At 56.9% G+C, this 23,842-nt stretch carries 24 protein-coding genes; 3 read left to right on the top strand and 21 right to left on the bottom strand.

The genetic code is table 11. The features are described from left to right. Positions 1–4: 4 nt before the first annotated feature. The 4 genes from ACM6IP_RS06705 to ACM6IP_RS06690 form a co-directional block, all read right to left on the bottom strand. A complete protein-coding gene (locus tag ACM6IP_RS06705) occupies positions 5–628 on the bottom strand; it encodes a glutathione S-transferase family protein (RefSeq protein ID WP_414861182.1) in 624 nt (207 codons plus the stop codon). 132 nt (positions 629–760) lie between these two features. Next, a complete protein-coding gene (locus ACM6IP_RS06700) occupies positions 761–1,663 on the bottom strand; it encodes a LysR family transcriptional regulator (RefSeq protein WP_414861181.1) in 903 nt (300 codons plus the stop codon). Next, entirely contained in the window at positions 1,617–2,834 is a 1,218-nt protein-coding gene (locus tag ACM6IP_RS06695) for an MFS transporter (protein ID WP_414861180.1), read from the bottom strand. Before ACM6IP_RS06695 ends, ACM6IP_RS06700 begins: the two co-directional genes overlap by 47 nt. A gap of 129 nt (positions 2,835–2,963) precedes the next feature. Beyond that, positions 2,964–3,875: a LysR family transcriptional regulator gene (locus ACM6IP_RS06690; RefSeq protein ID WP_414861179.1), complete on the bottom strand. Its 912-nt coding sequence runs from the start codon at positions 3,873–3,875 to the stop codon at positions 2,964–2,966. Between the two features lie 135 nt (positions 3,876–4,010). On the opposite strand from ACM6IP_RS06690, the gene ACM6IP_RS06685 reads away from it, so the two are divergent. Then, positions 4,011–4,973, top strand: a complete 963-nt coding sequence (locus ACM6IP_RS06685) for a GNAT family N-acetyltransferase (RefSeq protein WP_414861178.1) — start codon at positions 4,011–4,013, stop codon at positions 4,971–4,973. Between the two features lie 1,084 nt (positions 4,974–6,057). Here the strand turns inward: ACM6IP_RS06685 and ACM6IP_RS06680 are convergent. Together ACM6IP_RS06680 and ACM6IP_RS06675 are read right to left on the bottom strand one after the other, a co-directional pair. Continuing rightward, positions 6,058–7,149 (bottom strand): hypothetical protein, encoded by a 1,092-nt coding sequence (locus ACM6IP_RS06680; RefSeq protein WP_414861177.1) that lies wholly within the window; start codon positions 7,147–7,149, stop codon positions 6,058–6,060. A 19-nt stretch (positions 7,150–7,168) separates the two neighbouring features. Beyond that, on the bottom strand, positions 7,169–7,984 hold the full coding sequence (locus ACM6IP_RS06675) for a hypothetical protein (protein ID WP_174519160.1): 816 nt from the start codon (positions 7,982–7,984) through the stop codon (positions 7,169–7,171). 332 nt (positions 7,985–8,316) lie between these two features. Between ACM6IP_RS06675 and ACM6IP_RS06670 the strand changes: the two genes are divergently transcribed. Together ACM6IP_RS06670 and ACM6IP_RS06665 are read left to right on the top strand one after the other, a co-directional pair. Beyond that, positions 8,317–8,658: a hypothetical protein gene (locus ACM6IP_RS06670; protein WP_057438326.1), complete on the top strand. Its 342-nt coding sequence runs from the start codon at positions 8,317–8,319 to the stop codon at positions 8,656–8,658. 244 nt (positions 8,659–8,902) lie between these two features. Beyond that, positions 8,903–9,424: a hypothetical protein gene (locus tag ACM6IP_RS06665; RefSeq protein ID WP_414861176.1), complete on the top strand. Its 522-nt coding sequence runs from the start codon at positions 8,903–8,905 to the stop codon at positions 9,422–9,424. 553 nt (positions 9,425–9,977) lie between these two features. Here the strand turns inward: ACM6IP_RS06665 and ACM6IP_RS06660 are convergent. From ACM6IP_RS06660 to ACM6IP_RS06590, 15 genes are all read right to left on the bottom strand, one after another. Beyond that, positions 9,978–10,286 carry a transposase gene (locus ACM6IP_RS06660; RefSeq protein ID WP_414861175.1) on the bottom strand — a complete coding sequence of 103 codons (309 nt, stop codon included), beginning with the start codon at positions 10,284–10,286 and terminating at the stop codon, positions 9,978–9,980. Between the two features lie 356 nt (positions 10,287–10,642). Beyond that, complete coding sequence (glmS, locus tag ACM6IP_RS06655) at positions 10,643–12,475, bottom strand: glutamine--fructose-6-phosphate transaminase (isomerizing) (protein ID WP_414861174.1); 1,833 nt, start codon at positions 12,473–12,475, stop codon at positions 10,643–10,645. A 1-nt stretch (position 12,476) separates the two neighbouring features. Next, positions 12,477–13,253 carry a DeoR/GlpR family DNA-binding transcription regulator gene (locus ACM6IP_RS06650; RefSeq protein ID WP_401127153.1) on the bottom strand — a complete coding sequence of 259 codons (777 nt, stop codon included), beginning with the start codon at positions 13,251–13,253 and terminating at the stop codon, positions 12,477–12,479. Between the two features lie 161 nt (positions 13,254–13,414). Beyond that, complete coding sequence (glmU, locus tag ACM6IP_RS06645) at positions 13,415–14,782, bottom strand: bifunctional UDP-N-acetylglucosamine diphosphorylase/glucosamine-1-phosphate N-acetyltransferase GlmU (RefSeq protein ID WP_414861173.1); 1,368 nt, start codon at positions 14,780–14,782, stop codon at positions 13,415–13,417. Between the two features lie 116 nt (positions 14,783–14,898). Further along, positions 14,899–15,324 carry a F0F1 ATP synthase subunit epsilon gene (locus ACM6IP_RS06640; RefSeq protein WP_095165061.1) on the bottom strand — a complete coding sequence of 142 codons (426 nt, stop codon included), beginning with the start codon at positions 15,322–15,324 and terminating at the stop codon, positions 14,899–14,901. Between the two features lie 45 nt (positions 15,325–15,369). Beyond that, a complete protein-coding gene (gene atpD / locus ACM6IP_RS06635) occupies positions 15,370–16,749 on the bottom strand; it encodes a F0F1 ATP synthase subunit beta (protein WP_095165062.1) in 1,380 nt (459 codons plus the stop codon). 27 nt (positions 16,750–16,776) lie between these two features. Further along, entirely contained in the window at positions 16,777–17,637 is an 861-nt protein-coding gene (gene atpG / locus ACM6IP_RS06630) for a F0F1 ATP synthase subunit gamma (protein WP_042556891.1), read from the bottom strand. Positions 17,638–17,687: 50 nt separating this feature from the next. Then, complete coding sequence (atpA, locus tag ACM6IP_RS06625) at positions 17,688–19,232, bottom strand: F0F1 ATP synthase subunit alpha (protein WP_095165063.1); 1,545 nt, start codon at positions 19,230–19,232, stop codon at positions 17,688–17,690. Between the two features lie 21 nt (positions 19,233–19,253). Further along, positions 19,254–19,790 carry a F0F1 ATP synthase subunit delta gene (locus ACM6IP_RS06620; protein ID WP_095165064.1) on the bottom strand — a complete coding sequence of 179 codons (537 nt, stop codon included), beginning with the start codon at positions 19,788–19,790 and terminating at the stop codon, positions 19,254–19,256. Between the two features lie 12 nt (positions 19,791–19,802). Then, positions 19,803–20,273, bottom strand: a complete 471-nt coding sequence (locus ACM6IP_RS06615; protein WP_095146191.1) for a F0F1 ATP synthase subunit B — start codon at positions 20,271–20,273, stop codon at positions 19,803–19,805. A gap of 56 nt (positions 20,274–20,329) precedes the next feature. Further along, positions 20,330–20,587, bottom strand: a complete 258-nt coding sequence (atpE, locus tag ACM6IP_RS06610; protein ID WP_002555987.1) for a F0F1 ATP synthase subunit C — start codon at positions 20,585–20,587, stop codon at positions 20,330–20,332. A gap of 133 nt (positions 20,588–20,720) precedes the next feature. Further along, positions 20,721–21,590 carry a F0F1 ATP synthase subunit A gene (gene atpB / locus ACM6IP_RS06605; protein ID WP_095165065.1) on the bottom strand — a complete coding sequence of 290 codons (870 nt, stop codon included), beginning with the start codon at positions 21,588–21,590 and terminating at the stop codon, positions 20,721–20,723. 16 nt (positions 21,591–21,606) lie between these two features. Next, entirely contained in the window at positions 21,607–22,014 is a 408-nt protein-coding gene (locus tag ACM6IP_RS06600) for a F0F1 ATP synthase subunit I (RefSeq protein ID WP_095165066.1), read from the bottom strand. 148 nt (positions 22,015–22,162) lie between these two features. Further along, positions 22,163–23,035, bottom strand: coding sequence for a ParB/RepB/Spo0J family partition protein (locus ACM6IP_RS06595; protein WP_095165067.1), 873 nt, complete (start codon positions 23,033–23,035; stop codon positions 22,163–22,165). Positions 23,036–23,044: 9 nt separating this feature from the next. Further along, positions 23,045–23,842 carry a ParA family protein gene (locus ACM6IP_RS06590; protein WP_095165068.1) on the bottom strand — a complete coding sequence of 266 codons (798 nt, stop codon included), beginning with the start codon at positions 23,840–23,842 and terminating at the stop codon, positions 23,045–23,047.

Raw genomic sequence — 23,842 nt, 5'->3', positions numbered from 1 at the left:
AGTTTCAGGCGGTTTGCAGGCCGGCGACAGTGCGGGGCATCGCCACGAAACCCGGCAGCGCTTCGATTCGCGCCAGCCACGCCCGCACGTTGGCGTACTCGTCCAGGGCAACATTGCCTTCCGGGGCGTGGGCGATATAGCTGTAGCCGGCGACATCCGCGATGGTCGGCTCGTCACCCACCAGGTAGCGGGAGGTGGCGAGTTCCTGATCCATCACCTTGAGCAGTGCGTGGGCGCGGGCGATCACTTCTTGCGCGTTGTGGGAGGCGCCAAATACCGTGATCAGGCGCGCCGCGGCCGGACCATAGGCGATTGGCCCGGCGGCCACCGACAACCAGCGCTGCACCCGGGCAGCGCCCACGGGGTCGGCAGGCAGCCAACGACCCTGGCCATATTTTTGCGCCAGATACAGCAAAATGGCGTTGGAATCAGCCAGCACCACGCCTTGATCATCGATCACCGGCACCTGGCCAAACGCATTCAACGCGAGGAAATCGGCTTGCTTGTGCTCACCTTTCGCCAGATCGACAAAAATCAGTTCGGTGGGCAAATCCAGTAAAGACAGCATCAGCTCCACCCGATGGGCGTGGCCGGAGCGAGGGAAGTTGTAGAGTTTGATGCTGTGCATGGTCGACTCCAGAGGGGGAAATCGCGCCGCTCAGGAGCGAACCGCGCTGATGGAGTCCATCTTGCGTCAGCTGAAAAAACAACAGAATCACCAGAAAAGGTAATCCACCATTTCACCCACCGCAATAATGCTTCAGCCGCGTAATGCCGGATGCTCGCGCAGCGCCTGCACTGCGTAGTCGACAAAACTGCGCACCCGCGCCGGTGCCTTGCGCCCACCTTGATACACCACGTGGATAGGCAACGGCGGCAGCTCAAAATCCTCGAGGACAATTTCCAGCTCACCGGCTGCCACCTTGTCCGCCACCTGATAGGACAACACGCGGGTCAACCCCAGGCCCAGGGTTGCTGCCGTGATGGCCGCCTGATTGGCCGTCACCACCATGCGTGGCTCCAGGCGCACACTCATCGAGGCGCCCGCCGCCATAAAGGGCCAACTGCGCTGCTGCCCGATGGCAGAGGTGGCAATAATCCGCGCGCGGGTGAGTTCCTCTGGGTGCAGGGGGCGACCAAAACGCCTGAGGTAGTCGGCAGAGCCGCACACCACCCGGCGTACCTCACCGACCGCAATCGCGTACTGGCTGCTGTCCGGCAGCTCGCCAATACGCACCGCAACATCAACGCCCTCCTCGACCAGGCTCACCACCCGGTCGACCAGCAATGCATTGATGCTGACCTGCGGATACTGCTCAAGAAAGCCCACCACTACCGGCGTGACATACAAATCGCCAAACAGCACCGGCGCGGTAATCGTCAATTGCCCCCGGGGGTCGGCATGGCTACCCGCCGCCGACTCTTCGGCGTCCTGAATGTCGGCGAGAATCCGTCGACAGTCTTCCAGGTACCGCTGCCCCGCTTCTGTCAGCTGCACAGTGCGCGTGGTGCGAATCAGCAACTGCGCACCGATCCGCACTTCCAGCGCCGCCACCGCCCGGGTCACGCTGGCAGCCGACAGCCCAAGGCGCCGGGCTGCCGCCGCGAAGCCCTGGTCATGGGCCACGGCCATGAACACCTGCATTTCCTGAAAACGGTCCATTGCCTGTCCTCGGGCTGGAGTGCTTGGTTTGCAAGAAAAGCACAGAGGCTGCCAACGCAGCAACCAACGCTCCTACTAGCGGGATGTGCGACAAGCTGCCGAACGCAATGGTGATGCTGCCGAGTACTCCACCCAGTGCTGTGCCCAGGTTGAAGGACGCGATATTCAATCCGGCGGCCACGGCGGTTGATTCCGGGATATAGCACTGGGCCTGTTTCAGCAGACGCAGTGTCAACATGGTCACGATGGAAAAGAAAAAGACCCCCAATGTGCCGACCAAGAGCGTCATCATGAGCGCAGAGCCACTAAACCAATAAAGTCCGATCAAGTTTATGGCCAAGCCCGCCAATGCCATCACGGTGCTGCGGTTCGCGTCCATCTTGTCCACAAGATAGCCGCCAAGCAGATTCCCCACGATGGAGCACAGGCCAAACAGCAGCATGCCCAGACTCAGCCGCTGCACGTCCACCTCGGTGATTCTCAGCAAGTAGGGAGAGACGAAGGTGAAGAATGAAAAGGTCGCAATGCTCACGAGTACGCCGATGCCGGCGGTGATGAGCAATTGCGGATGGGTGATGGCCTTGATCCCTTTCCATGCGCTCGCTTGCCTGCCGTCCGAAGGCTCTGTGCTGCTGGTCATGAAAAGCAGCAGTCCGAGCATGCTCAACAGGCTGAGTACCCCGATAGACATGAAAATGCCCCGCCATGACCAGATGCTGCCCAGAAACGTGCCAATCGGGACGCCGAAGGCGAGTGCCAGTGTCAATCCTATCCACACCACGGATAGCGCCCGTCCCGAACGCTTCTGATCAACCAGCTTCGTCGCGGCGTCCGATGCTACCGCCATGAAAACACCATGGCCCAGGCCCACCAGAAACCGGATCACCAGCAGCATCGACAGATTCGGCGAAAGGCTCATCAACACGCTGCCGACAGCGAGGACCGCCATGGCAAGCATCAGAATGTGCTTGTCCCTCCAGTGCGAGACGAGGGCTGTGATGAACGGTGCGCCAATGGCTGCGCCCATGGCATAAGCGGCAATAGCGGTGCCAACTGCAGCAATTTTTGAGTCGAGGTCGGCCGCGATGGCGGAAACCAAACCTGCGACGACAAACTCGGAGAGGCCGAATGCAAAGGTACACAATGAAAAGACATAAATGGCGGCAGGCATGGCAGTCCCTGGTTCGACAATAGTGGAGTGACCTTGGGCTCACTCTGGGATCGGGTGCTGCCGTACAGTAGTGCCAGTGCCTATGTTGGTAAAATACTGTTTTTATCGCGAAACAAGACGCTGAACGTCTCAATGGGTCAGTGGCAGAACAGCGCCTCGGACTGCCTCGATTAGCCGGTCCCGGATCGGCGAGTCCTGATTCGCGTTCCACGCCATCAGCAGGTCCAAATGCAGCAGTTCTTCGGGCGCATCCACGATGATGGGGCGAAAGACAATGTCTTCGTGCATTCCTATCGCCAGCGATGCGGGTACCAGGGCAATGCCGAACCCGCTGGCCACTAACGCGATCAAGGTTTGCAACTGCCGTGCTTGTTGAACAATGTTTGGCAGGAACCCTGCGGCTTGGCAAAGACCGATAAGTTGATCGTGAAAGCCTTGCCCCAGCGGTCGGGGCGATGCCACGAAAGCCTCGTCCTTGAGTAACGCCAACTCGATGGATGCGTGATCCTCAAGCCGATGCCCAGCAGGCAGCGCGACGCATATCGGCTCACGCAGGATAGTCTCGAAGCGCAGATGGGGCGTGGTCGTCCCCGGTGTGCGCATGAAGCCGATATCAGCAGCGCCGCTCTCCAGCGCCTCCACCTGCTCGTGGGTCGTGGCCTCTTTCATGGTAAACGCTACCCCTGGCGACGCGAGCCGGAAGCCGCGTAGCGCCCGCAGCAACGGGGCATAGGACACAATGTTGATGAATGTCATCGTGAGGTGGCCCTCGAGCCCTTCGGCGACACGCCGGGTATGCGTCACGCCCTCATCGAGAGACTGAAGAATGCACCTGGCAGTCTGCAGAAACGCTGTGCCGGCAGGCGTCAACAATACGCTGCGGTTCGTGCGCTCGAACAGCGGGAAACCAATCTCGCTCTCCAGCCGGCGAATGGCTTGGCTCAGGGGCGGCTGAGCCATATGCAGGCGCACCGCAGCCCGATTGAAGTGCAGTTCTTCGGCAACGGCAATGAACTGCTGTAGCAGGCGAGTTTCGATCATTGAAACCTCCAAAGTCTTATTGATTTGATCATTCTGACTGATAGTCGGCTTCATCGAGGCTTGAGCGCTTGACGGATTCGGGTTCGGCATTACTCGCGATATGTCTTAAAATAGCCGGTTGCCGAAAGAACCGTCATGGCCATAGCCATGAAGGGCTTTCATCCTTTACAAATAAATGTGGTGAAGATGAACAAGCCTTTCATTTCGCTGTGCCCTGAAATTACTCGGGCGCACGCACTGACGCTGATGGATTGGTTGGAGGATGAGCGCGTCACCTGCTATCTGAGCGATTCGCGTGATGTTTCCCGCTCCATCGAGCAAGTCATCGATCGGACTCAATCGCCGATCCTGACCCATCTATTCAACCGTGGCGGCCGATTCTTCATGGCCTATGACCGGTATGACGCCCCGGTGGGCTTTGTCCGTCTGATCAAGACCGACTCAAATTGCGAGATAGTCCTGGTCATCGGAGACAGCGACAAATGGGGCCGAAACCTTGGCGCCCGCACGATCCGCGAAGGCATGAAACTGGCCTTCCTCGACATGCGGGCCGAGAAACTCATCGCCAAGATCCACCCGGACAACGCGCGCTCGCTGAAAGCCTTTTTGCGCAGCGGCTTTGTGCTTGAGAGCGAAACGCCGACATTGAAGTCATTTTCCATGACGGCGGGGCGCTACCTCCAGCTCTTGCGCGAAGGTGCCGTTGACGACTCCACCAGGATCTATATCACTGAAATCGACAAGGCCAGGCTCGAGAGTCTAATCGTGCTCGAGCAAGGCCCGACCGTGGTTGAACTCGAACATGAGCTTGAGCGAGCCATTGTCGTCAAGCCGCAGCAGGTGGCGTGCAATGTCGTCACGATGAACTCCAGGGCCTTGCTGCAGCTGGACGACGAAGAGATCGAAGTGGTCCTGGTCTACCCCGAAGACGCGGACAGCAACGCAGGGAAGCATTCCGTGTATTCCGACATCGGCGCCGCCATCCTGGGCTATCAGGAGGGGGACGCAATCGACTGGCGAATTTCTGACCGAACCCGCCGGATTGAAATCAGGAAAGTGCTTTACCAGCCGGAGGCGGCGGGCGATTTCCACCTGTAATTGCGTCTTTTACTCAGTGTTCGTCCATCAGGCGCGAGGATCCCGGCCCGTTGGACGGTCAAGGGTAGGAGCGAAGCCAGTTGCGAAAGGCAGGAGGCGGTGGGACAGACCCAGCCGGCTCCTGCGACAGTTTTAATTATCTAAAACCATGTTTTGATCCTACGGAATAAAGTCTGTCGGATCGAGCCCAGCAATCCCGGGAGCTAATCAGCGGGCCAATCAAAAATAAAGTCTGTCGCAACGACATTTTTTGAGGTTTTGGAGCCAGATCTACTAAATAAAGTCTGTCGATAGCATTTAACCTATTGATTAATGATTGTTTTTCTCAAAAAACCAGCACATGTGCCGAGCGCAAGCACAATGGCGGTATGACGGCCGAGAATGCCTCACGCCGTTGAATGGCTTGACCGATTCAATCTGAGTGAGCGCGCGAGGGTTTTCAGAGAAAAACTTATCACGGGCAGCCTGATACCGATTTTCAATACTCATTGATTTTTTCAGTGAGTTCGTAGCTCGTTGATAAACCTCGCGACCTGGCCCACTCCGCCACACTTGGGGAGTGGGTTGCCCGGTTTTCCATCGTGTCTGTGACTGTCGGCAAGCATGCAGCCCAGTGCTCGTGTAGCCCAAGGTACAACTTGGGTTGTGCCATTACCCCCTAACGGCCAACCAGCGGCGAAACAAGTGTAATTGCGCCGTGGTTGGTATGGATGTTGACGCTGATGCCGAATTGACCTATGTGCCGACGCCAGACTAACCCACCTCCAGATCGGCATAAACCCAGCACAGGCAATGGTCGGGAAGAATCAGGCTGGGTCAGTGGCCCCTCGGCAACTAGGTTAATTCCACATCGGTGCCAACACAGCTGCTGCTAGATCTGATCAAGAAACGTAGGTAACGGTGGGCGAACCCAAAAACCAAAAAACCGCCAAAAAGGCGGTTTTTTGTAAAACGTTTTCTTCTGCAGTATATGCCCTAAGGCCGTCGCGAGGTTCCGGTACTGCTCCAGCATTCCCCGCCGTTCCTAAGAAGATTACTGATCGCTAATCACTTTGTCAATCAGATTGGCGCTTCTGACATTCGATTAGGCGGTCAATTTCTCAGGCGAACCCTCGGTAGCCATCGTCTCGTATAGCTCTCGCAAATCACCGACAGCTGCTTCGAGCTGACCTTCTCCGAACCCTTTGCCCCAATCCACGGCAACCTCCTGGTACAGCAATAACTCTTTTCGTTCGGCCTCGAGCGCGGCTATACGGCCGTTTGCCGCTTCCAGGTCGGTTGCGGCTGCAATGAGCTCTTGAAGCTGTTCGCGGGTTTCGCTCAGTTTGGTCTTGGTTTGCTGGTAGTCCGTGACCCCGATGCTATGAAGCAGAGAGTTCCTCAGCAGGGCCTTTTCTGCCTCGGCAAGACGCAACGTATAGTGAGTGTTACGACCTCGACGGGTTTGCCCACGTGCCTGGTATTCAGTAACTGGCGGCAGGATTCGGCTGACCGATACCGACTCCACCATCTGGCAAATTGCCCAGCTGTCCTTTCCGCTAGAGCCCCAAAACGTCAGCTGGTCGAGGGTCGGTCGCGAAAGCTGAAAGCTCGTCTTGTCAGCGATGCCTGGTGAATCGGAGGTCACCGGGACAACCTGACATACCCCTCTGTTGGCTCGCACGACGATTGCCAGCCTACGCTTATGCATCTCGCCTTTTTGCAAGGTATCGCAGTAACGTTTGTTCGTCCGGAGAGCGCCATCTTCCCGGCCAATGGTCTGAATGAAGCCATAGTCGACCTCCACAATAGTCCCGAACTGAATCACTCGGTTCAGGGAGGCGCCAGTTTTCTTCAGGGTCTGCTGCAGGTATTCCTCAGGCACCGTGATGAAAATCTTACTGAGCGTCACCGAGTACTCAGCAGGAACGACGCCTGTAGTCGTGAGCTGTGCAACCCCTTCCACGTACCAGCGGTAGTTTGCGACGCCTGTGAATTTCTTGATGCAGAAGATTTTGTGCGTGCCACTTCCAGGCATGAGCGCCTCAGAAATGGATTCGTAAGTTTCTTTGCCCAAGGGGGACACGCTCATTGTCCCTGTGGCCAGGTCTTTGATCTGCTCAAAGTACCGAATGACGATTGTGTCCATGCCTTTCCCTGGTGCCAGCGGTTCATTCAAAGGGTGCCAATATGCCATAAATGGTCCGTCTCCTGCTCTAAATGGCAGTAGCCGACGCCTGCGCCGAATCAGGCAGCTCTGAGGTGCCGGAGGTTTTGGCGGCAGATTGCTCTCTATACCGCAGATTGAAACCTTTGATCAGGTAGCGGTTCGTCCGGTCAAAGTCTAGAAAGTCGGAGGTGTTCGGATCGCCGGAGCGGAACGAAATCATGTTCATCTCCATCAGCAGATTGATGGCCAGACTCACGGAATGACGCTTCACGCCCGTGTACTCGGAGATCTTGTCATACGTGATCAAGGTCAAGCCGTCCCCGTTCGGAAAGTCACGGTTGCGCATGGCCAGCAGCAGCACGTAGATCTTCAATGCCTGCAGCGAAAGACGTTTGCCGAAGGTGAAGGCTTTGAGCTTTATCAGGGTTTCCTCGGGCGGATTGCTCGCCCGATCATCTTTCGACCCCCGACCTTGGTACAGCCAGCTCTTCGGAATCTTTGCGAAGCCTTTATCTTCCATCCAGCGCTCAACGTAGATCCGCGATCCACCGCGTGGCTGAGCCGTATCGCGGCGGATGTGCCCCCCCTCCTCGAGTACCCGCAGCGAGCGTGCCACTACGTTCCGCGAATGACCTACCAAAGCGCAGAGCTCAGGGTAGGTCGTCCTCACAATCCCGCTGTGATAGTCCGCCCGTGTGCAGATAGCTAGATACACCTTCAGCGAAGCCAGCGACGCATTTATCGCGATCGTGTCGACCTTACCCTGGCCATCCACCTCACCAAATTTCTTCAAGCCCCCGGACATCGCCCACCGATTTGGCATCTTTGCCCAGCGAGGCTTGGGTTTCTCCGATTCGCTCATTAGTGGTTCCTCATCAAAGCCAGGCTCAACACCAGTGCGATGCACAGGGAGAGATTCAGCGGGGCGGTCGTGATCGCTTTGTCGACCAGGAGGATCAAGTCAGTCATGGAATTAGGCTCCGTTACCTTCGATGAGCTGAAATTTACTTGTACTCGGCAACTTGTATCTAGATATAGGCGGAATTTGATATAGGCTCGAACGCCACGAAATTCAGGGTATTGAGAGCATTTTCTAGGAAAATTATTAGTATTTTCAACTGTGTTTGAAATAAATCAAAATCGATATTTTGATTCGTGATAATGGAATATTGAAATAGAAATTAAGGAAATGATATGACTGGTCGTGATTTGTCGATCCTCGAAGGTCAGCTGCATGACCATCTGGGGGTCTCCGAGTGTCGAGTCCGGTTCGTAGCTCAGGCGACCGGCTTCACGCTCCAGATTAGGCATTCAGGTCTGCAGCACACACTGTTCACCCAGCGCGGTAGCCCAAGGGTCTTTAAAAATCTAACCCTGGCAGCGGCCTTCCTCAAAGAACGGGGGGTGAAAAGGTTCACGGTGATGCTGGTGCAGCCGAGTGCCTCTAAGAAAGGAGCCAAGGCCACAGAGGTTGGCAAAAAGAAGCTAAAGAGGAAGCCTGCCGAACCGCGGCGTTTTCTCCCTGACCTAGAGTGATACTGAGAGTGGCCTGAGACTGATCAGCTTTTAGTGCTCACCTATAAGCCGCATCACCGCACGCTTTCTACCCGGAATCGATATGCCTTTGGCTAGGCACATTCTGATAAGTCAACATCTTTTCTCTGACGCCGAAAATTTTAAGCTTCGAGTAGGTGAAGAAGCCCTACTAGGAAGTTACTCAAAGCCAACCCAGCTAAAAATCGACTATAACGTTTGCCTTGACTAAATTGGAGACACAACAATGAAATGGAATGAAAAATGGATGTGGGCGGCTATAGTTTTCTACATTGCTTCAGTGGCTGGAGTTTACATATTTAATTTGCACGATTATCCATTTTCTAAGTCTCCAGGCGACTGGGGCACCATTGGCGATTACTTTGGCGGCTTAATTAACCCATTAACTTCGCTTATTGCATTGTATTTTTTAATAAAAGCATATTTGAGTCAAAAAGAAGAACTATCAGCAACGAAGAGCGCTTTAGAAGAAAGCGCCAAACATCAAGAGGCGCTAGCAAAAGCTCAGATCCTTAGCATACAAGCCGCGGCAAAGTTTGAAGAAATAAAATTCTGGTCGAGCGAGGCAGAGAGATGCACGATAGCAACAAATAATGACCGGAAAACCTGGGATCTGAACGGTAAGCAGCTATTCACAGACAAAGAAATACATGACTACAGACTGAGCTGCTTCGACATGATGAATAAGCTACTTAAAGAATCCAAACTGCTGCAGGTCGAAGTGGAAGGTCTCAGAAAGCAACCATAGCCTGTTTTCAGTGATATGGAGTTGACCCACTTGCCGAAATTGCAATGACCTAGACTGATGCGTAGTAGACCTTTTACTACGGTCTATTTTTGCCAATTGGTATACGGTCGGCGATTCATCAGCACCTGGGTCAATTCGGCATCAGCTCCAACACCCTGGTCTCACATCGTGCCGCGCCCCCTATGACGATATGTTGACGCTGATGCCGAATTGACCCATGTGCCGACGCCGACTAACCCACCTCTAGATCGGCATAAACCCAGCACAGACAATGGCCGGGAAGAATCAGGCTGGGTCAGCGGCACCTCGGAAACTAGGTTAATTCCACATCGGTGCCAACACTGCTGGGCCTTCAAGTGCTGAGAGATCATCCGCGCGCCTGCACTTTCCCGGCTTTCGTCATGCAGTTGCACGACTTTTGCTCTGAGTGCATCACGCTTGGTATTCGGCGCTGAGCGACGCTTAAGCCAGTCATAAAACGCGCTGCGGGAAACGCTCAGCACACTACAAAGAAGGCGGGTCGGATATGAGCTCGACTCTCTCAGCTCCTCGATCAGGAAAAACGATCGGGATCCGACATCAAGAGAGCCGTAGCCTTTTTTAAGATTTCAGCCTCGGTCTCCAGGCGCTTGATCTTGGCTCGCAGCTGTTGAAGCTCTCGCTGTTCGTCGCTGATTGCCTTAGTACCTGCCACTGGCTGCCCTTTCTGACGTTCTTTGCGAACCTGATCAATCAAGCGGCGCAGAGCCGTAGGCCCAACGTCCATCGATGCACAGACGTCAGGAACTGAACAGCTATCATCAAGAACCATGCTTGCAGCACGTTGCTTGAACTCGCGGGTGTAGGTCTTTCGCTCTTGCATGGAACCTCCTGATTGGGCGAATCATATCGCCCTTAAGAGGTGTCCGGGATCATTAGGCCAGTTCAACCAGACGCGTTCAAGCGGCGTTGGCGGTTCGGACAATGAGGCAGTTTGGTACTTGGAAAGAGGCGGTAAAGGTACTGGACTGCGATGCGAAAACCTTGCAGCGCGATGCTGCTTTCATAGGGAGCATCCTCAGGCTGAATGGATAGGATCATTTAGGGCTTTTAAACCTTGAGCTACGCCGAGAGCGGGGAGGAGCGGAGGAAAGCGTCGCTAGCTACCGGACCGGGAGACGTAGGAGCCAGCGACAGACTTTATTTCGTAGCTTCAGTTTTTATTTCTCTGTGGATAACTTATTCCACAGTCACCGACTTCGCCAGGTTGCGTGGCTGGTCGACGTCAGTGCCCTTGAGCACGGCGACGTAGTACGACAGCAGTTGCAACGGAATGGTGTAGAGGATCGGCGACAGGGTGTCGTGGATATGCGGCATGTTCACCACGTGGGTGCCTTCGCCATTGCTCATGCCGGCTTGTTCGTCGGCAAACACCACCAACTGGCCGCCACGGGCACGAACTTCCTGCAGGTTGGATTTGAGTTTCTCCAGCAGCTCGTTGTTCGGCGCCACGGTGACCACTGGCATATCGTTGTCGACCAGGGCCAATGGACCGTGCTTGAGCTCGCCCGCCGGATAGGCTTCGGCGTGGATGTAGGAGATTTCCTTGAGTTTGAGTGCCCCTTCCATGGCCACCGGGAACTGTGCGCCACGGCCCAGGAACAGGGAGTGATGCTTGTCTGCGAACAGTTCCGCGACTTTCTCGACGATACCGTCCATGGCCAGGGCTTCGCCCAGGCGGATCGGCAGGCGACGCAGCTCTTCGACCAGCTCGGCCTCCACGCCCGGGGCGAGGGTGCCGCGGACCTGACCCAGGGACAGGGTCAACAGCAGCAGGCCGACTAGCTGGGTGGTGAAGGCTTTGGTCGAAGCCACACCGATTTCACGACCGGCCTGGGTCAGCAGGGTCAGGTCGGATTCACGCACCAGGGAACTGATGCCGACGTTGCAGATTGCCAGGCTGGCGAGGAAGCCCAGCTGCTTGGCGTTACGCAGGGCGGCCAGGGTGTCGGCGGTTTCGCCGGACTGGGAGATGGTCACGAACAGGGAATCGGGTTGCACCACCACCTTGCGGTAGCGGAACTCGCTGGCGACTTCGACCTGGCACGGGATGCCGGCCAGCTCTTCGAGCCAGTACCGGGCAACCATGCCGGCGTGGTAACTGGTGCCACAGGCGACGATCTGCACGTTGCGCACTTTGGCAAACAGCTCGGCGGCTTGCGGGCCGAAGGCCTGGACCAGCACCTGGTCCTGGCTCAGGCGCCCTTCCAGGGTGCGTTGGACCACGGACGGCTGCTCGTGGATTTCCTTGAGCATGTAATGGCGGTACTCGCCCTTTTCGGCCGATTCGGCGCTGTCGCGGTACTGTACCGACTCGCGTTCCACGGCCTGGCCGTCGACATCCCAGATCTGCACGCGGTCACGCTGGATTTCGGCGATGTCGCCTTCTTCCAGGTACATGAAGCGGTCGGTTACCTGACGCAATGCCAGTTGGTCGGAGGCGAGGAAGTTCTCGCCCAGGCCCAGGCCGATTACCAGCGGGCTGCCACTGCGGGCGGCAACCAGGCGATCCGGCTGTTGGGCGCTGATCACGGCCAAACCATAGGCACCGTGCAGTTCCTTGACCGTGGCCTTGAGGGCAACGGTCAGGTCAGGCTGATCCTTGAGCTTGTGGTTGAGCAGGTGGGCGATGACTTCGGTATCGGTGTCCGAGGTGAACACATAACCCAGGGCCTTGAGTTGTTCGCGCAGGGCTTCGTGGTTCTCGATGATGCCGTTGTGCACCACCGCCAGGTCGCCGGAAAAATGCGGGTGGGCGTTACGTTCGCACGGGGCGCCGTGAGTTGCCCAGCGGGTGTGGGCGATACCCAGGCGGCCGACCAGTGGTGTGGTTTCCAGAGCCTGCTCCAGTTCGCTGACCTTGCCCGGCCGACGCACTCGCTCCAACGTATTGTCGTTGGTGAAGACTGCCACACCGGCGCTGTCATAGCCGCGGTATTCGAGGCGCTTGAGGCCTTCGAGCAAAATGGCGGTGATATTACGTTCCGCAACTGCGCCGACAATTCCACACATGCTATTTCTCCTGGCTGACTGCCGCGCAAATCAAGTGAATGCCGCGGGCCTGAATCTGATCGCGCGCTTCGATGGGCAGGCGGTCATCGGTAATAAGGGTATGGACGCTGCTCCATGGCAGCTCCAGGTTAGGGATCTTGCGTCCGATCTTGTCGGATTCGACCATCACGATCACTTCGCGGGCTACATCGGCCATGACCCGGCTGAGGCCGAGTAGCTCATTGAAGGTGGTGGTACCGCGCACCAGGTCGATGCCGTCGGCACCGATGAACAACTGGTCAAAATCATAAGAGCGCAGGACCTGTTCGGCCACCTGCCCCTGGAATGACTCTGAATGTGGGTCCCAGGTTCCGCCGGTCATCAACAGCACAGGCTCGTGTTCCAATTCGCTCAAGGCGTTGGCCACATGCAGAGAGTTGGTCATGACCACCAGGCCAGGTTGCAGGCCCAGATGGGGAATCATCGCTGCCGTGGTACTGCCGCTATCGATGATGATGCGCGCATGCTCGCGAATCCGCTGCACGGCGGCGCGAGCGATGGCCTGTTTGTAATGGGAAACCGGCTGGCCGGGATCGCTGACCAGCTCCTGGGGCATGGTGATTGCGCCGCCATAACGGCGCAGCAGCAGGCCATGGCTTTCCAGTGCAGCCAGATCCTTGCGAATCGTCACTTCCGAGGTTTCGAAGCGTTTGGCCAATTGATCCACACTGACTTCACCCTGCTCGGTGAGCAAGGCAAGGATATTGTGTCGGCGTAGGGGCGTGTTGCGTTTCGACATGGCTTGGTAAGTTTCGTTTCGAAAGATAACGAAAGCAATAAAAACCTATCAGCGAAACTTCGTCAAGCGGGAAAGAAGAAAAAAGCTTCGCGGGCAAGCCCTGCTCCTACCGGGAGGGGGGCTTGCCCGCGAAGGTGGTGGATCATCAGCCTGTGGATAAATCAGACCTTCTTGATCTTCTCCGGGCGTTTCCAACCGTCGATATTTTTCTGCCTGGCCCTGGCCACTGCCAGTTGGAACTTATCCACATTGGTGGTGATCGTTGACCCAGCCGCGGTGGTTGCACCGGCAGAGATATCCACAGGCGCAACCAGGGAGTTGTTGGAGCCAATGAACACGTCTTCGCCCAGCACGGTTTTCCATTTGTTGGCGCCGTCGTAGTTGCAGGTGATGGTGCCTGCGCCGATGTTGCTGCGCGCACCGATTTCAGCGTCACCCAGGTAGGTCAGGTGGCCGGCCTTGGCGCCTTCGCCGAGATGGGCATTTTTCAGTTCGACAAAGTTACCCACATGGGCCCGCGCTTCCAGGACCGTGCCCGGACGCAGGCGGGCGAACGGGCCGGCATCGCTGCCTTCCCCCAGAATCGCGCCATCAATGTGACTGTTGGCCTTGACCACCACGCCTTTGCGCAGGGTGCTGTCCTTGATCACGCAGTTCGGGCCGATCTCGACGTCGTCCTCGATGACCACGCGACCCTCGAGAATCACGTTGATATCAATCAGCACATCCCGACCGACGGTCACTTCGCCACGCACATCAAACCGGGCCGGATCGCGCAATGTCACACCCTGGGCCATCAGTCGGCGACCCGCGCGCAGCTGGTAATGACGCTCGAGTTCGGCGAGTTGCTTGCGGTCGTTGGCGCCCTGCACTTCCATGGCGTCGTGGGGTTGTTCGGTAGCCACCACCAGGCCATCGCTGACGGCCATGGCAATTATGTCAGTCAGGTAGTACTCGCCTTGGGCGTTGTTGTTGGACAACCGGCTCATCCAGTCACCCAAACGCTCGAAAGGCACCGCGAGAATCCCGGTATTGCCTTCGGTGATGGCCCGCTCGGTCTCATTGGCGTCTTTTTGCTCGACGATGGCGGTGACTTTGCCAGCCGAGTCACGCACGATCCGGCCATAGCCGGTCGGGTCATCCAGCTCGACGGTCAACAAGCCCAATTGCTGCGGCGCTACGTGGGTAAGCAGACGTTGCAGGGTCTCGACTTCGATCAGCGGCACATCGCCGTAGAGAATCAATACGGTGTCGGCCGTGATGAACGGCACAGCCTGGGCCACGGCATGCCCGGTACCCAATTGCTGGTCCTGCAGGACAAAATTCAGGTCATCCGCCGCCAGGCGCTCACGCACGGCGTCGGCACCATGGCCGATCACCACGTGAATGCGCTCGGGCTGGAGTTGCCGGGCGCTGTGGATAACATGGCCAAGCATCGAGTTACCTGCCACGGGATGAAGCACCTTGGGCAAGGCTGAACGCATGCGGGTGCCTTGACCTGCGGCGAGGATAACGATTTCTAATGACATGACTGGCTACCAATCCGGGATGGTCAGCGGCTGCGACCAAATGGTGAATTGCAGAAAAAGAAAAAGGGTAGCCGAGGCTACCCTTTTTAATCAATCACACAACAAGCGGGAGGCGATTAGCCGCCGAACTTCTTGCGGATCTGCTGGACGGTGCGCAGCTGAGCTGCAGCCTCGGCCAGACGTGCGGAAGCAGAGCCGTAATCGAACTCGGCGCCGCGCTCATGCAGGGCCTTCTCGGCAGCCTTGACGGCTTCCTGAGCGGAGGCTTCATCCAGGTCGGCAGCACGTTGCACGGTATCGGCAAGTACCTTGACCATATTCGGCTGAACCTCGAGGAAACCACCGGAGATGTAGAACACCTCGGCTTCCCCGCCTTGCTTGATCAGGCGGATCGGACCCGGTTTCAGATTAGTGATCAGCGGCGCGTGACCCAGAGCGATACCAAGATCACCCAGTGCACCGTGCGCAATCACCATCTCGACCAGACCGGAAAAGATTTCTCCTTCCGCGCTGACGATGTCGCAATGGACTGTCATAGCCATCTGATTGCCTCAACCTAAATTAGCGCCCGTCGCCGGGCGCCTGGATTACAGTTTCTTGGCTTTCTCGATCGCTTCTTCGATGCCGCCAACCATGTAGAACGCTTGTTCTGGCAGGTGGTCGTAGTCACCGTTGAGGATGCCTTTGAAGCCAGCAATGGTGTCTTTCAGGGAAACGTATTTACCCGAAGCACCGGTGAAGACTTCAGCCACGAAGAACGGCTGCGACAAGAAACGCTGGATCTTACGAGCACGGTTTACCAACTGCTTGTCGGCTTCCGACAGCTCGTCCATACCCAGGATCGCGATGATGTCCTTCAGTTCTTTGTAACGCTGCAGAACATACTGTACGCCGCGAGCGGTGTCGTAGTGGTCCTGACCGATCACGTTCGGGTCCAACTGACGCGAAGTCGAGTCCAGTGGGTCTACCGCTGGGTAGATACCCAGGGAAGCGATGTCACGGGACAGAACGACGGTGGCGTCCAAGTGGGCGAAGGTGGTCGCTGGCGACGGGTCAGTCAAGTCATCCGCAGGTACGTATACCGCTTGGATCGAGGTGATCGAACCGTTTTTGGTCGAAGTGATGCGCTCTTGCAGAGTACCCATCTCTTCAGCCAGGGTCGGCTGGTAACCTACTGCAGAAGGCATACGGCCCAGCAGTGCGGATACTTCAGTACCGGCCAGGGTGTAACGATAGATGTTGTCGACGAACAGCAGAACGTCGTTACCTTCGTCACGGAACTTCTCGGCCATGGTCAGGCCAGTCAGTGCTACGCGCAGACGGTTACCCGGCGGCTCGTTCATCTGACCGTAAACCAGTGCCACTTTGTCCAGAACGTTGGAGTCCTTCATCTCGTGGTAGAAGTCGTTACCCTCACGAGTACGCTCACCCACACCGGCGAACACGGAATAACCGCTGTGCTCGATGGCGATGTTACGGATCAGTTCCATCATGTTTACGGTTTTGCCTACACCGGCACCACCGAACAGACCAACTTTACCGCCCTTGGCGAACGGGCAAACCAGGTCGATAACCTTGATGCCGGTTTCCAGCAGGTCGTTGCCGCCCGCTTGTTCTGCGAAAGTTGGCGCAGGACGGTGAATGCCCCAGCGCTCTTCGGTGTCGATTGGACCTGCTTCGTCGATCGGGTTGCCCAGAACGTCCATGATCCGGCCCAGGGTCGCTTTACCGACTGGTACGGAAATGGCTGCGCCGGAGTCGATGACGTCCAGACCACGCTTCAAGCCCTCGGTGGAGCCCATCGCAATGGTACGAACCACGCCGTCGCCCAGCTGTTGCTGAACTTCCAGAGTGGTTGCGGCCGCGCTTTGAACTGTCAGCGCGTTGTAGATGCTCGGTACGCTGTCGCGTGGAAATTCCACGTCGATAACGGCGCCGATGATTTGAACGATACGTCCGCTACTCATAGCTGGATCCTCTGAATATTTGAACCGTTAAACCGCGGCAGCGCCGCCGACGATTTCCGAGATCTCTTGGGTGATCGCAGCCTGACGCGCCTTGTTGTAGATCAGCTGCAAATCGCTGATCAAGTCACCGGCGTTGTCGGTAGCGTTCTTCATTGCGATCATCCGCGCCGCTTGTTCAGCTGCGTTGTTCTCGACCACCGCCTGGTAGACCTGCGACTCCACGTAACGGACCATCAAGCCGTCCAGCAGCTCCTTGGCATCCGGTTCGTAGAGATAGTCCCAGTGGTGCTTGAGTCCTTGATCCGGGGTTGCCACCAGCGGAATCAACTGCTCCACGGTAGGCTGTTGCGTCATGGTGTTGATGAACTTGTTGGATACCACGCTCAGGCGGTCGATACGGCCGTCCAGGTAGGCATCCAGCATCACCTTGACGCTGCCGATCAGATCATTGATCGATGGCTCTTCACCCAGGTGGCTGATAGCTGCTACGACGTTACCGCCGAAGTTGCGGAAGAAAGCCGCACCCTTGCTACCAACAACACACAGATCGATCTCGACGCCATTTTCGCGGTTTACCGCCATGTCCTTGACCAGGGCCTTGAACAGGTTGGTGTTCAAGCCACCACACAGACCACGGTCACTGCTCACTACTACGTAACCGACGCGCTTGATTTCACGGTCGATCATGAAGGGGTGGCGATATTCCGGGTTGGCGTTGGCCAGATGACCAATAACCTGGCGGATGCGCTCCGCGTAAGGACGGCTAGCAGCCATGCGCATTTGTGCCTTGCGCATTTTGCTGACCGCCACTTTTTCCATGGCGCTGGTAATCTTTTGCGTGCTTTTGATGCTCGCAATCTTACTGCGAATCTCTTTTGCGCCTGCCATGTAACACCTATCAGGTTAGCAAGCGGGAGCCTTGCGGCTCCCGCTGCGGCTTACCAGGTTTGGGTGGCCTTGAACTTCTCGATACCGGCTTTCATGCCAGCGTCGATTTCGTCATTGAAGTCACCCTTCACGTTGATCTTCGCCATCAAATCGGCGTGATCGCGGTTGAAGAAAGCAATCAGCGCTTGTTCGAAGCTGCCGATCTTGGCGATTTCAACGTCAGTCAGGAACCCACGCTCAGCGGCATACAGCGACAGCGCCATGTCAGCAATCGACATTGGTGCGTATTGCTTCTGCTTCATCAGCTCGGTAACGCGCTGACCATGCTCAAGTTGCTTACGGGTCGCTTCGTCCAGGTCAGAAGCGAACTGGGCGAATGCCGCCAGTTCACGGTACTGAGCCAGAGCGGTACGGATGCCACCGGACAGCTTCTTGATGATCTTGGTCTGAGCGGCACCACCCACACGGGATACCGAAACACCGGCGTTCACAGCAGGACGGATCCCGGAGTTGAACATGGCCGATTCCAGGAAGATCTGACCGTCGGTGATGGAAATCACGTTGGTCGGAACGAACGCGGAAACGTCGCCAGCCTGGGTTTCGATGATCGGCAGTGCGGTCAGGGAACCGGTTTTGCCGGTCACTGCGCCGTTGGTGAACTTCTCTACGTATTCTTCCGAAACGCGGGATGCGCGCTCCAGCAGACGGGAGTGGAGATAGAACACGTCGCCTGGGTAAGCTTCACGGCCTGGTGGACGGCGCAGCAGCAGGGAAATCTGGCGGTAAGCCACTGCTTGCTTGGACAGATCGTCATAAACGATCAGCGCGTCTTCACCGCGGTCGCGGAAGAATTCACCCATGGTGCAACCGGAGTACGGTGCCAGGAACTGCAGTGCTGCAGATTCCGAGGCGCTCGCAGCCACGACGATGGTGTTAGCCAGTGCGCCGTTTTCTTCCAGCTTGCGAACCACGTTGGCGATGGTCGATTGTTTCTGACCGATCGCTACGTATACGCAGAAGATGCCGCTGTCTTTCTGGTTGATGATCGCGTCGATCGCCAGAGCGGTTTTACCGATCTGACGGTCACCGATGATCAGCTCACGCTGGCCACGGCCGACTGGGATCATGGCATCGACAGCCTTGTAGCCAGTCTGTACAGGCTGGTCTACCGACTTACGCCAGATCACGCCTGGAGCAACTTTCTCGACCGCATCGGTCTCGGTGTTGTTCAGCGGACCTTTGCCGTCAACTGGGTTACCCAGTGCGTCGACTACGCGACCCAGCAGTTCCTTACCAACCGGAACTTCGAGGATGCGGCCGGTGCACTTGGCGCTCATGCCTTCAGCCAGGGACTGGTATGCGCCCAATACAACGGCACCTACGGAGTCCTGCTCCAGGTTGAGAGCCATACCGAAGACGCCGCCCGGAAACTCGATCATCTCGCCGTACATTACGTCGGCCAGACCGTGAATCCGCACGATACCGTCAGATACGCTGACGACAGTGCCTTCGTTACGGGCTTGGGAGGTCACATCGAGCTTTTCGATGCGGCCCTTGATAATTTCACTTATTTCGGAAGGATTGAGTTGCTGCATTGCTCTGCTGCCCCTTCAAACTCAAGATTTCAATGCTTCGGCAAGATTCGCGAGTTTTCCGCGAATCGAGCCATCGATTACCAGGTCGCCGGCGCGAATGATGACACCACCAATCAGGGCGGCATCCTCCGCAACTTGCAGGCGCACTTCCCGGTTGAGTCGTGCACTGAGAACCTTGGCGAGTTTGTCTTGCTGTTCTTGGTTCAATGCAAAAGCACTGGTGACTTCTACATCTACCGACTTCTCTTGTTCAGCCTTGTACAGGTCAAACAGAGCGGCGATCTCCGGCAACAGCGGGAGACGGTCGTTTTCGGCAACGATGTTGATGAAGTTCTGTGCCTTGGCATCAAACTTGTCGCCGCACACGTCAATAAACGTGGCGGCCTTGTCTGCGCTCGTCAGTCGCGGGGCCTTGAGCACGCGCTGCATGGTGTCGTCTTGCGACACTGCTGCAGCCAGGCCGAGCATGGCTGACCAAGAGGCCAGTTGCTGGTGGGCCTGGGCGTGCTCGAAGGCTGCCTTAGCGTAAGGTCGGGCCAACGTGGTCAATTCTGCCATGATCGCCCTCGCTTAAATTTCAGCAGCCAGTTTGTTTACCAGCTCCGCGTGCGCGTTTTGATCGATTGTGGCACCCAGGATCTTCTCGGCGCCGCCAACGGCCAGTGCACCCAGTTGGGTACGCAGCGCGTCTTTGACACTGTTGATTTCCTGCTCGATCTCGGCCTGAGCCTGAACCTTTACGCGTTCAGCGTCGATACGGGCTTTTTCAACAGCCTCTTCAACGATCTGATTGCCGCGCTTCTTGGCTTGCTCAATGATTTCGGCTGCCTGAGTTTTTGCTTCGCGCAGTTGTTGACCCGCTTTATCTTGGGCCAACTCCAGGTCGCGAGCTGCTCGGGCGGCAGCGTCCAGTCCATCCGCGATCTTCTTCTGACGTTCGTGCAAAGCCGCAATGACCGGAGGCCACACGAACTTCATGCAAAAAAGTACAAAAATTAAGAACGCAACGGACTGGCCAATCAGGGTTGCATTAATGTTCACGCCAACACCTCGCTCGTTCGTTGCACATCACACCAATCACTCGAAGGTTCGAGTGATTAGCCAGCGAGTTGACCAACGAATGGGTTCGCGAAAGTGAAGAACAGAGCAATACCAACACCGATCATGGTTACGGCGTCGAGCAGACCGGCAACGATGAACATTTTAACTTGCAGCATTGGAACCATTTCTGGCTGACGCGCTGCGCCTTCCAGGAACTTGCCGCCCAACAGGCCGAAACCAATTGCGGTACCCAGTGCGCCCAGGCCGATCAACAGTGCAACAGCGATAGCGGTTAGACCAACTACAGTTTCCATCTTTCCTCCCGACTTTTACGTCGTATGGTTTAGGTTTTTTAGATTAAAGCGGTAAAACAAATCGTTTCATCGTGCCCGTGATGGGCCCCCTCCCGCCGAGACGAGAGGGACATCAGACTAGCCTAAGCTGGTCTTAATGGTTCTCTTCGTGCGCCATCGACAGGTAGACGATGGTCAGCATCATGAAGATAAACGCCTGCAGGGTGATGATCAGGATGTGGAACACAGCCCACGCCCACTGCAGAACTACGCCCAGGCCGCTAAGCCAGAGCAGACCACTGCCGAACATCACAGCGATCAGAATGAACACCAGTTCGCCGGCATACATGTTGCCGAACAGACGCAGGGCCAGCGAGATTGGCTTGGCGATCAGCGTCACGAACTCCAGCAGGAAGTTCACCGGGATCAGCAGGGCTTGAACGAAGACGTTCTTGCTGCCGAACGGGTGCAGGGTCAGTTCGCCGATGAAACCGCCGATGCCCTTGACCTTGATGCTGTAGAAAATGATCAACGCGAACACCGACAGGGCCATGCCCAGGGTAGCGTTCGGGTCAGTGGTCGATACGGCACGGAACGGAATGTGCGGATCGCCAGAGATCATCATGGCCAGCTGAGGAATCCAGTCAACCGGGATCAGGTCGACGGCGTTCATCAGGAAGACCCAGACGAAGATGGTCAGTGCCAGCGGTGCAATCACCGGGCTACGGCCATGGAAGCTGTCTTTCACGCTGCCATCGACGAATTCGACCAATACTTCAACGAAGTTCTGCAAAGCACCTGGTTGACCGGAAGTCGCTTTCTTCGCCGCCATGCGGAAAAGAAGTACGAAAATCAGACCCAATGCGACCGACCAGCCGAGGGTATCGACGTGGAAAGCCCAGAAGCCCATTTCTTTGGCTTCTGCTGCGGTGTGGGCAAAGCCCCAGCCGCCGGTAGGGTGCTGACCGAAGGTCAGGTTCTGCAAGTGGTGCTGGATATAGCCCGAAGCGGTTGTTTCTGCCATGGTTGCCTCAAACGCCCTAAGGTCTCGAAAGTCTTGTTCTCATCAGCAGGGGAGCGAACCAGCTGACCAGTTGGGTCAACACAAAGACGCCGAAGACTGCTAACGGCGCCAGTGGCTTCACACCTGCGAACGTCAATGCAAAAAGCACTGCCGTCAAAATCAGTTTGCCCGCCTCGCCGGCATAAAAAGACCGGACGATGGCTTGAGCTGCCCGGGCCCCGGAAAACCGAAATGCCCTATGAGCGAAATAAACATTGGGAAGCAAGGCTATCAGGCCTCCGCAGAGTCCTGAGTACCCGGCTACGACTCCATGCCATTGCCAAAGCGCCAAAGCGGCCAGCAGCAAAACGACAAATTGAGCCAGTAACACCGGAAAAACCGCCAGGCGATGGAACGGCAAGCGGTTTGGCGTGCGGCTTTCCATCGATCTTGCTCCTCAAAGGTCGGCTGCCAGAATTCAATAACTTGGCATAATTTGTGCCGACAAAATGCGCGCAGAGTATAGGGGCGGTTCAGCCCCTATTCAACTGTCAGGTAGTGATTTCCGACTGCACGCTACATGAGGAAATGTTTCAGCGGATGTGTGCAAGGACACCTTGAAGCTCATCCAGTGAGTTATAGCCGATTACCAACTGACCTTTTCCCTTCTTCCCGTGGCGGATCTGCACCGCAGAGCCTAGGCGCTCTGCCAGACGCTGTTCAAGGCGGGCGATATCCGGGTCGGCCTTGACCGGTTCGGCGACCTCCGGCTTGCCACTGAGCCACTGGCGAACCAGGGCTTCTGTCTGGCGTACGGTGAGGCCCCGTGCGACAACGTGTCGCGCCCCTTCAACCTGTTGATTTTCCGGTAACCCGAGCAAAGCACGGGCATGACCCATTTCCAGGTCGCCGTGGGACAACATGGTCTTGATGACTTCTGGCAAGGCAATCAGGCGCAACAGGTTAGCGACTGTCACCCGGGACTTGCCCACGGCTTCGGCCACTTGCTGCTGAGTCAGCTGGAACTCCTGCTGCAAACGCTGCAGGGCGACAGCTTCCTCGATTGGATTGAGGTCCTCGCGCTGGATGTTCTCGATCAGGGCCATGGCGATAGCGGTTTCATCCGACACGTCACGCACCATCGCCGGGATGGTTTCCTGCCCGGCCTGTTGACTGGCGCGCCAGCGGCGCTCACCGGCAATGATCTCAAAGCGCCCGGCGCCGATGGGACGAACCACGATCGGCTGCATCACGCCCTGGCTCTTGATCGACTGCGCCAGCTCTTCCAGCGCCTGCGGGTCCATGTCCCGGCGGGGCTGGTACTTGCCGCGCTGGAGCAGGTCCAGTGGCAAGTGCTGCAGCTCGCGCAAGTCGGCCTGCACGGCCTGTTCTTCCAGCGAGCTGACAGTCGGACCACTCAGCAGTGCATCCAGTCCACGTCCGAGACCTCGTTTCTTGACGGCCATGGGGATTCCTTAAGTTGCCTGAGCAGCGGCGGCACGTGAGTTTTTGCGTTGACGGCGAACCATCTCGCCTGCCAATGCCAGGTAGGCAATCGCGCCTCGCGATGATTTGTCGTACGCCAGCGCAGGCATGCCATAGCTGGGTGCTTCGGCCAGGCGGATGTTGCGTGGGATGACCGTGTCGTACAACTGCTCGCCGAAGTGTTCCTTGAGCTGGGCCGAAACATCGTTCATCAGGCTCAGGCGCGGGTCATACATGGTCCGCAGCAGGCCTTCGACCTTGAGGTTCGGGTTCAGCAGTTCGGCGATGCGCTTGATGTTATCCACAAGGTCGCTCAAGCCTTCGAGTGCAAAGTATTCACACTGCATGGGGATAATGACCCCATCTGCGGCGACCAATGCATTCAGGGTGAGCATCGACAGCGACGGCGGGCAGTCGATCAGGATGTAGTCATAGCTCTCGCGAATCGGCGCCAGGGCGCTGCGCAGGCGGCTTTCCTTCATCTGCATTTCCAGCAGGACCACTTCCGCCGCGGTCAGGTCGCGGTTCGCCGGCAACAGCTGGTAACCACCGTGTTCGGAGAAATGCATGGCCTGGGTCAGGTCGCATTCGCCGATCAACAAGTCGTAGACCGAGTTTTCCAGGCCGTGTTTATCCACACCGCTACCCATGGTGGCGTTGCCCTGTGGATCGAGATCGATCAACAGCACCCGGCGCTTGGTGGCGACCAGGGATGCTGCGAGGTTGATGCAGGTGGTGGTTTTGCCCACACCACCCTTTTGGTTCGCTATCGCGAATACCTTAGCCAT

It is taken from the genome of Pseudomonas sp. IT-P176 (assembly GCF_949767245.1).
Lineage (GTDB): Bacteria > Pseudomonadota > Gammaproteobacteria > Pseudomonadales > Pseudomonadaceae > Aquipseudomonas.
Note: the sequence above shows the minus strand (reverse complement) of the source record. Positions and strands in the feature narration are given on the sequence as shown.

Coding starts and splice junctions, on each gene's coding strand:
- ACM6IP_RS06705 (WP_414861182.1), bottom strand. CDS start 628: ATGCACAGCATCAAACTCTACAACTTCCCTCGCTCCGGCCACGCCCAT.
- ACM6IP_RS06700 (WP_414861181.1), bottom strand. CDS start 1,663: ATGGACCGTTTTCAGGAAATGCAGGTGTTCATGGCCGTGGCCCATGAC.
- ACM6IP_RS06695 (WP_414861180.1), bottom strand. CDS start 2,834: ATGCCTGCCGCCATTTATGTCTTTTCATTGTGTACCTTTGCATTCGGC.
- ACM6IP_RS06690 (WP_414861179.1), bottom strand. CDS start 3,875: ATGATCGAAACTCGCCTGCTACAGCAGTTCATTGCCGTTGCCGAAGAA.
- ACM6IP_RS06685 (WP_414861178.1), top strand. CDS start 4,011: ATGGCCATAGCCATGAAGGGCTTTCATCCTTTACAAATAAATGTGGTG.
- ACM6IP_RS06680 (WP_414861177.1), bottom strand. CDS start 7,149: ATGGCATATTGGCACCCTTTGAATGAACCGCTGGCACCAGGGAAAGGC.
- ACM6IP_RS06675 (WP_174519160.1), bottom strand. CDS start 7,984: ATGAGCGAATCGGAGAAACCCAAGCCTCGCTGGGCAAAGATGCCAAAT.
- ACM6IP_RS06670 (WP_057438326.1), top strand. CDS start 8,317: ATGACTGGTCGTGATTTGTCGATCCTCGAAGGTCAGCTGCATGACCAT.
- ACM6IP_RS06665 (WP_414861176.1), top strand. CDS start 8,903: ATGAAATGGAATGAAAAATGGATGTGGGCGGCTATAGTTTTCTACATT.
- ACM6IP_RS06660 (WP_414861175.1), bottom strand. CDS start 10,286: ATGCAAGAGCGAAAGACCTACACCCGCGAGTTCAAGCAACGTGCTGCA.
- glmS (WP_414861174.1), bottom strand. CDS start 12,475: ATGTGTGGAATTGTCGGCGCAGTTGCGGAACGTAATATCACCGCCATT.
- ACM6IP_RS06650 (WP_401127153.1), bottom strand. CDS start 13,253: ATGTCGAAACGCAACACGCCCCTACGCCGACACAATATCCTTGCCTTG.
- glmU (WP_414861173.1), bottom strand. CDS start 14,782: ATGTCATTAGAAATCGTTATCCTCGCCGCAGGTCAAGGCACCCGCATG.
- ACM6IP_RS06640 (WP_095165061.1), bottom strand. CDS start 15,324: ATGGCTATGACAGTCCATTGCGACATCGTCAGCGCGGAAGGAGAAATC.
- atpD (WP_095165062.1), bottom strand. CDS start 16,749: ATGAGTAGCGGACGTATCGTTCAAATCATCGGCGCCGTTATCGACGTG.
- atpG (WP_042556891.1), bottom strand. CDS start 17,637: ATGGCAGGCGCAAAAGAGATTCGCAGTAAGATTGCGAGCATCAAAAGC.
- atpA (WP_095165063.1), bottom strand. CDS start 19,232: ATGCAGCAACTCAATCCTTCCGAAATAAGTGAAATTATCAAGGGCCGC.
- ACM6IP_RS06620 (WP_095165064.1), bottom strand. CDS start 19,790: ATGGCAGAATTGACCACGTTGGCCCGACCTTACGCTAAGGCAGCCTTC.
- atpE (WP_002555987.1), bottom strand. CDS start 20,587: ATGGAAACTGTAGTTGGTCTAACCGCTATCGCTGTTGCACTGTTGATC.
- atpB (WP_095165065.1), bottom strand. CDS start 21,590: ATGGCAGAAACAACCGCTTCGGGCTATATCCAGCACCACTTGCAGAAC.
- ACM6IP_RS06600 (WP_095165066.1), bottom strand. CDS start 22,014: ATGGAAAGCCGCACGCCAAACCGCTTGCCGTTCCATCGCCTGGCGGTT.
- ACM6IP_RS06595 (WP_095165067.1), bottom strand. CDS start 23,035: ATGGCCGTCAAGAAACGAGGTCTCGGACGTGGACTGGATGCACTGCTG.
- ACM6IP_RS06590 (WP_095165068.1), bottom strand. CDS start 23,842: ATGGCTAAGGTATTCGCGATAGCGAACCAAAAGGGTGGTGTGGGCAAA.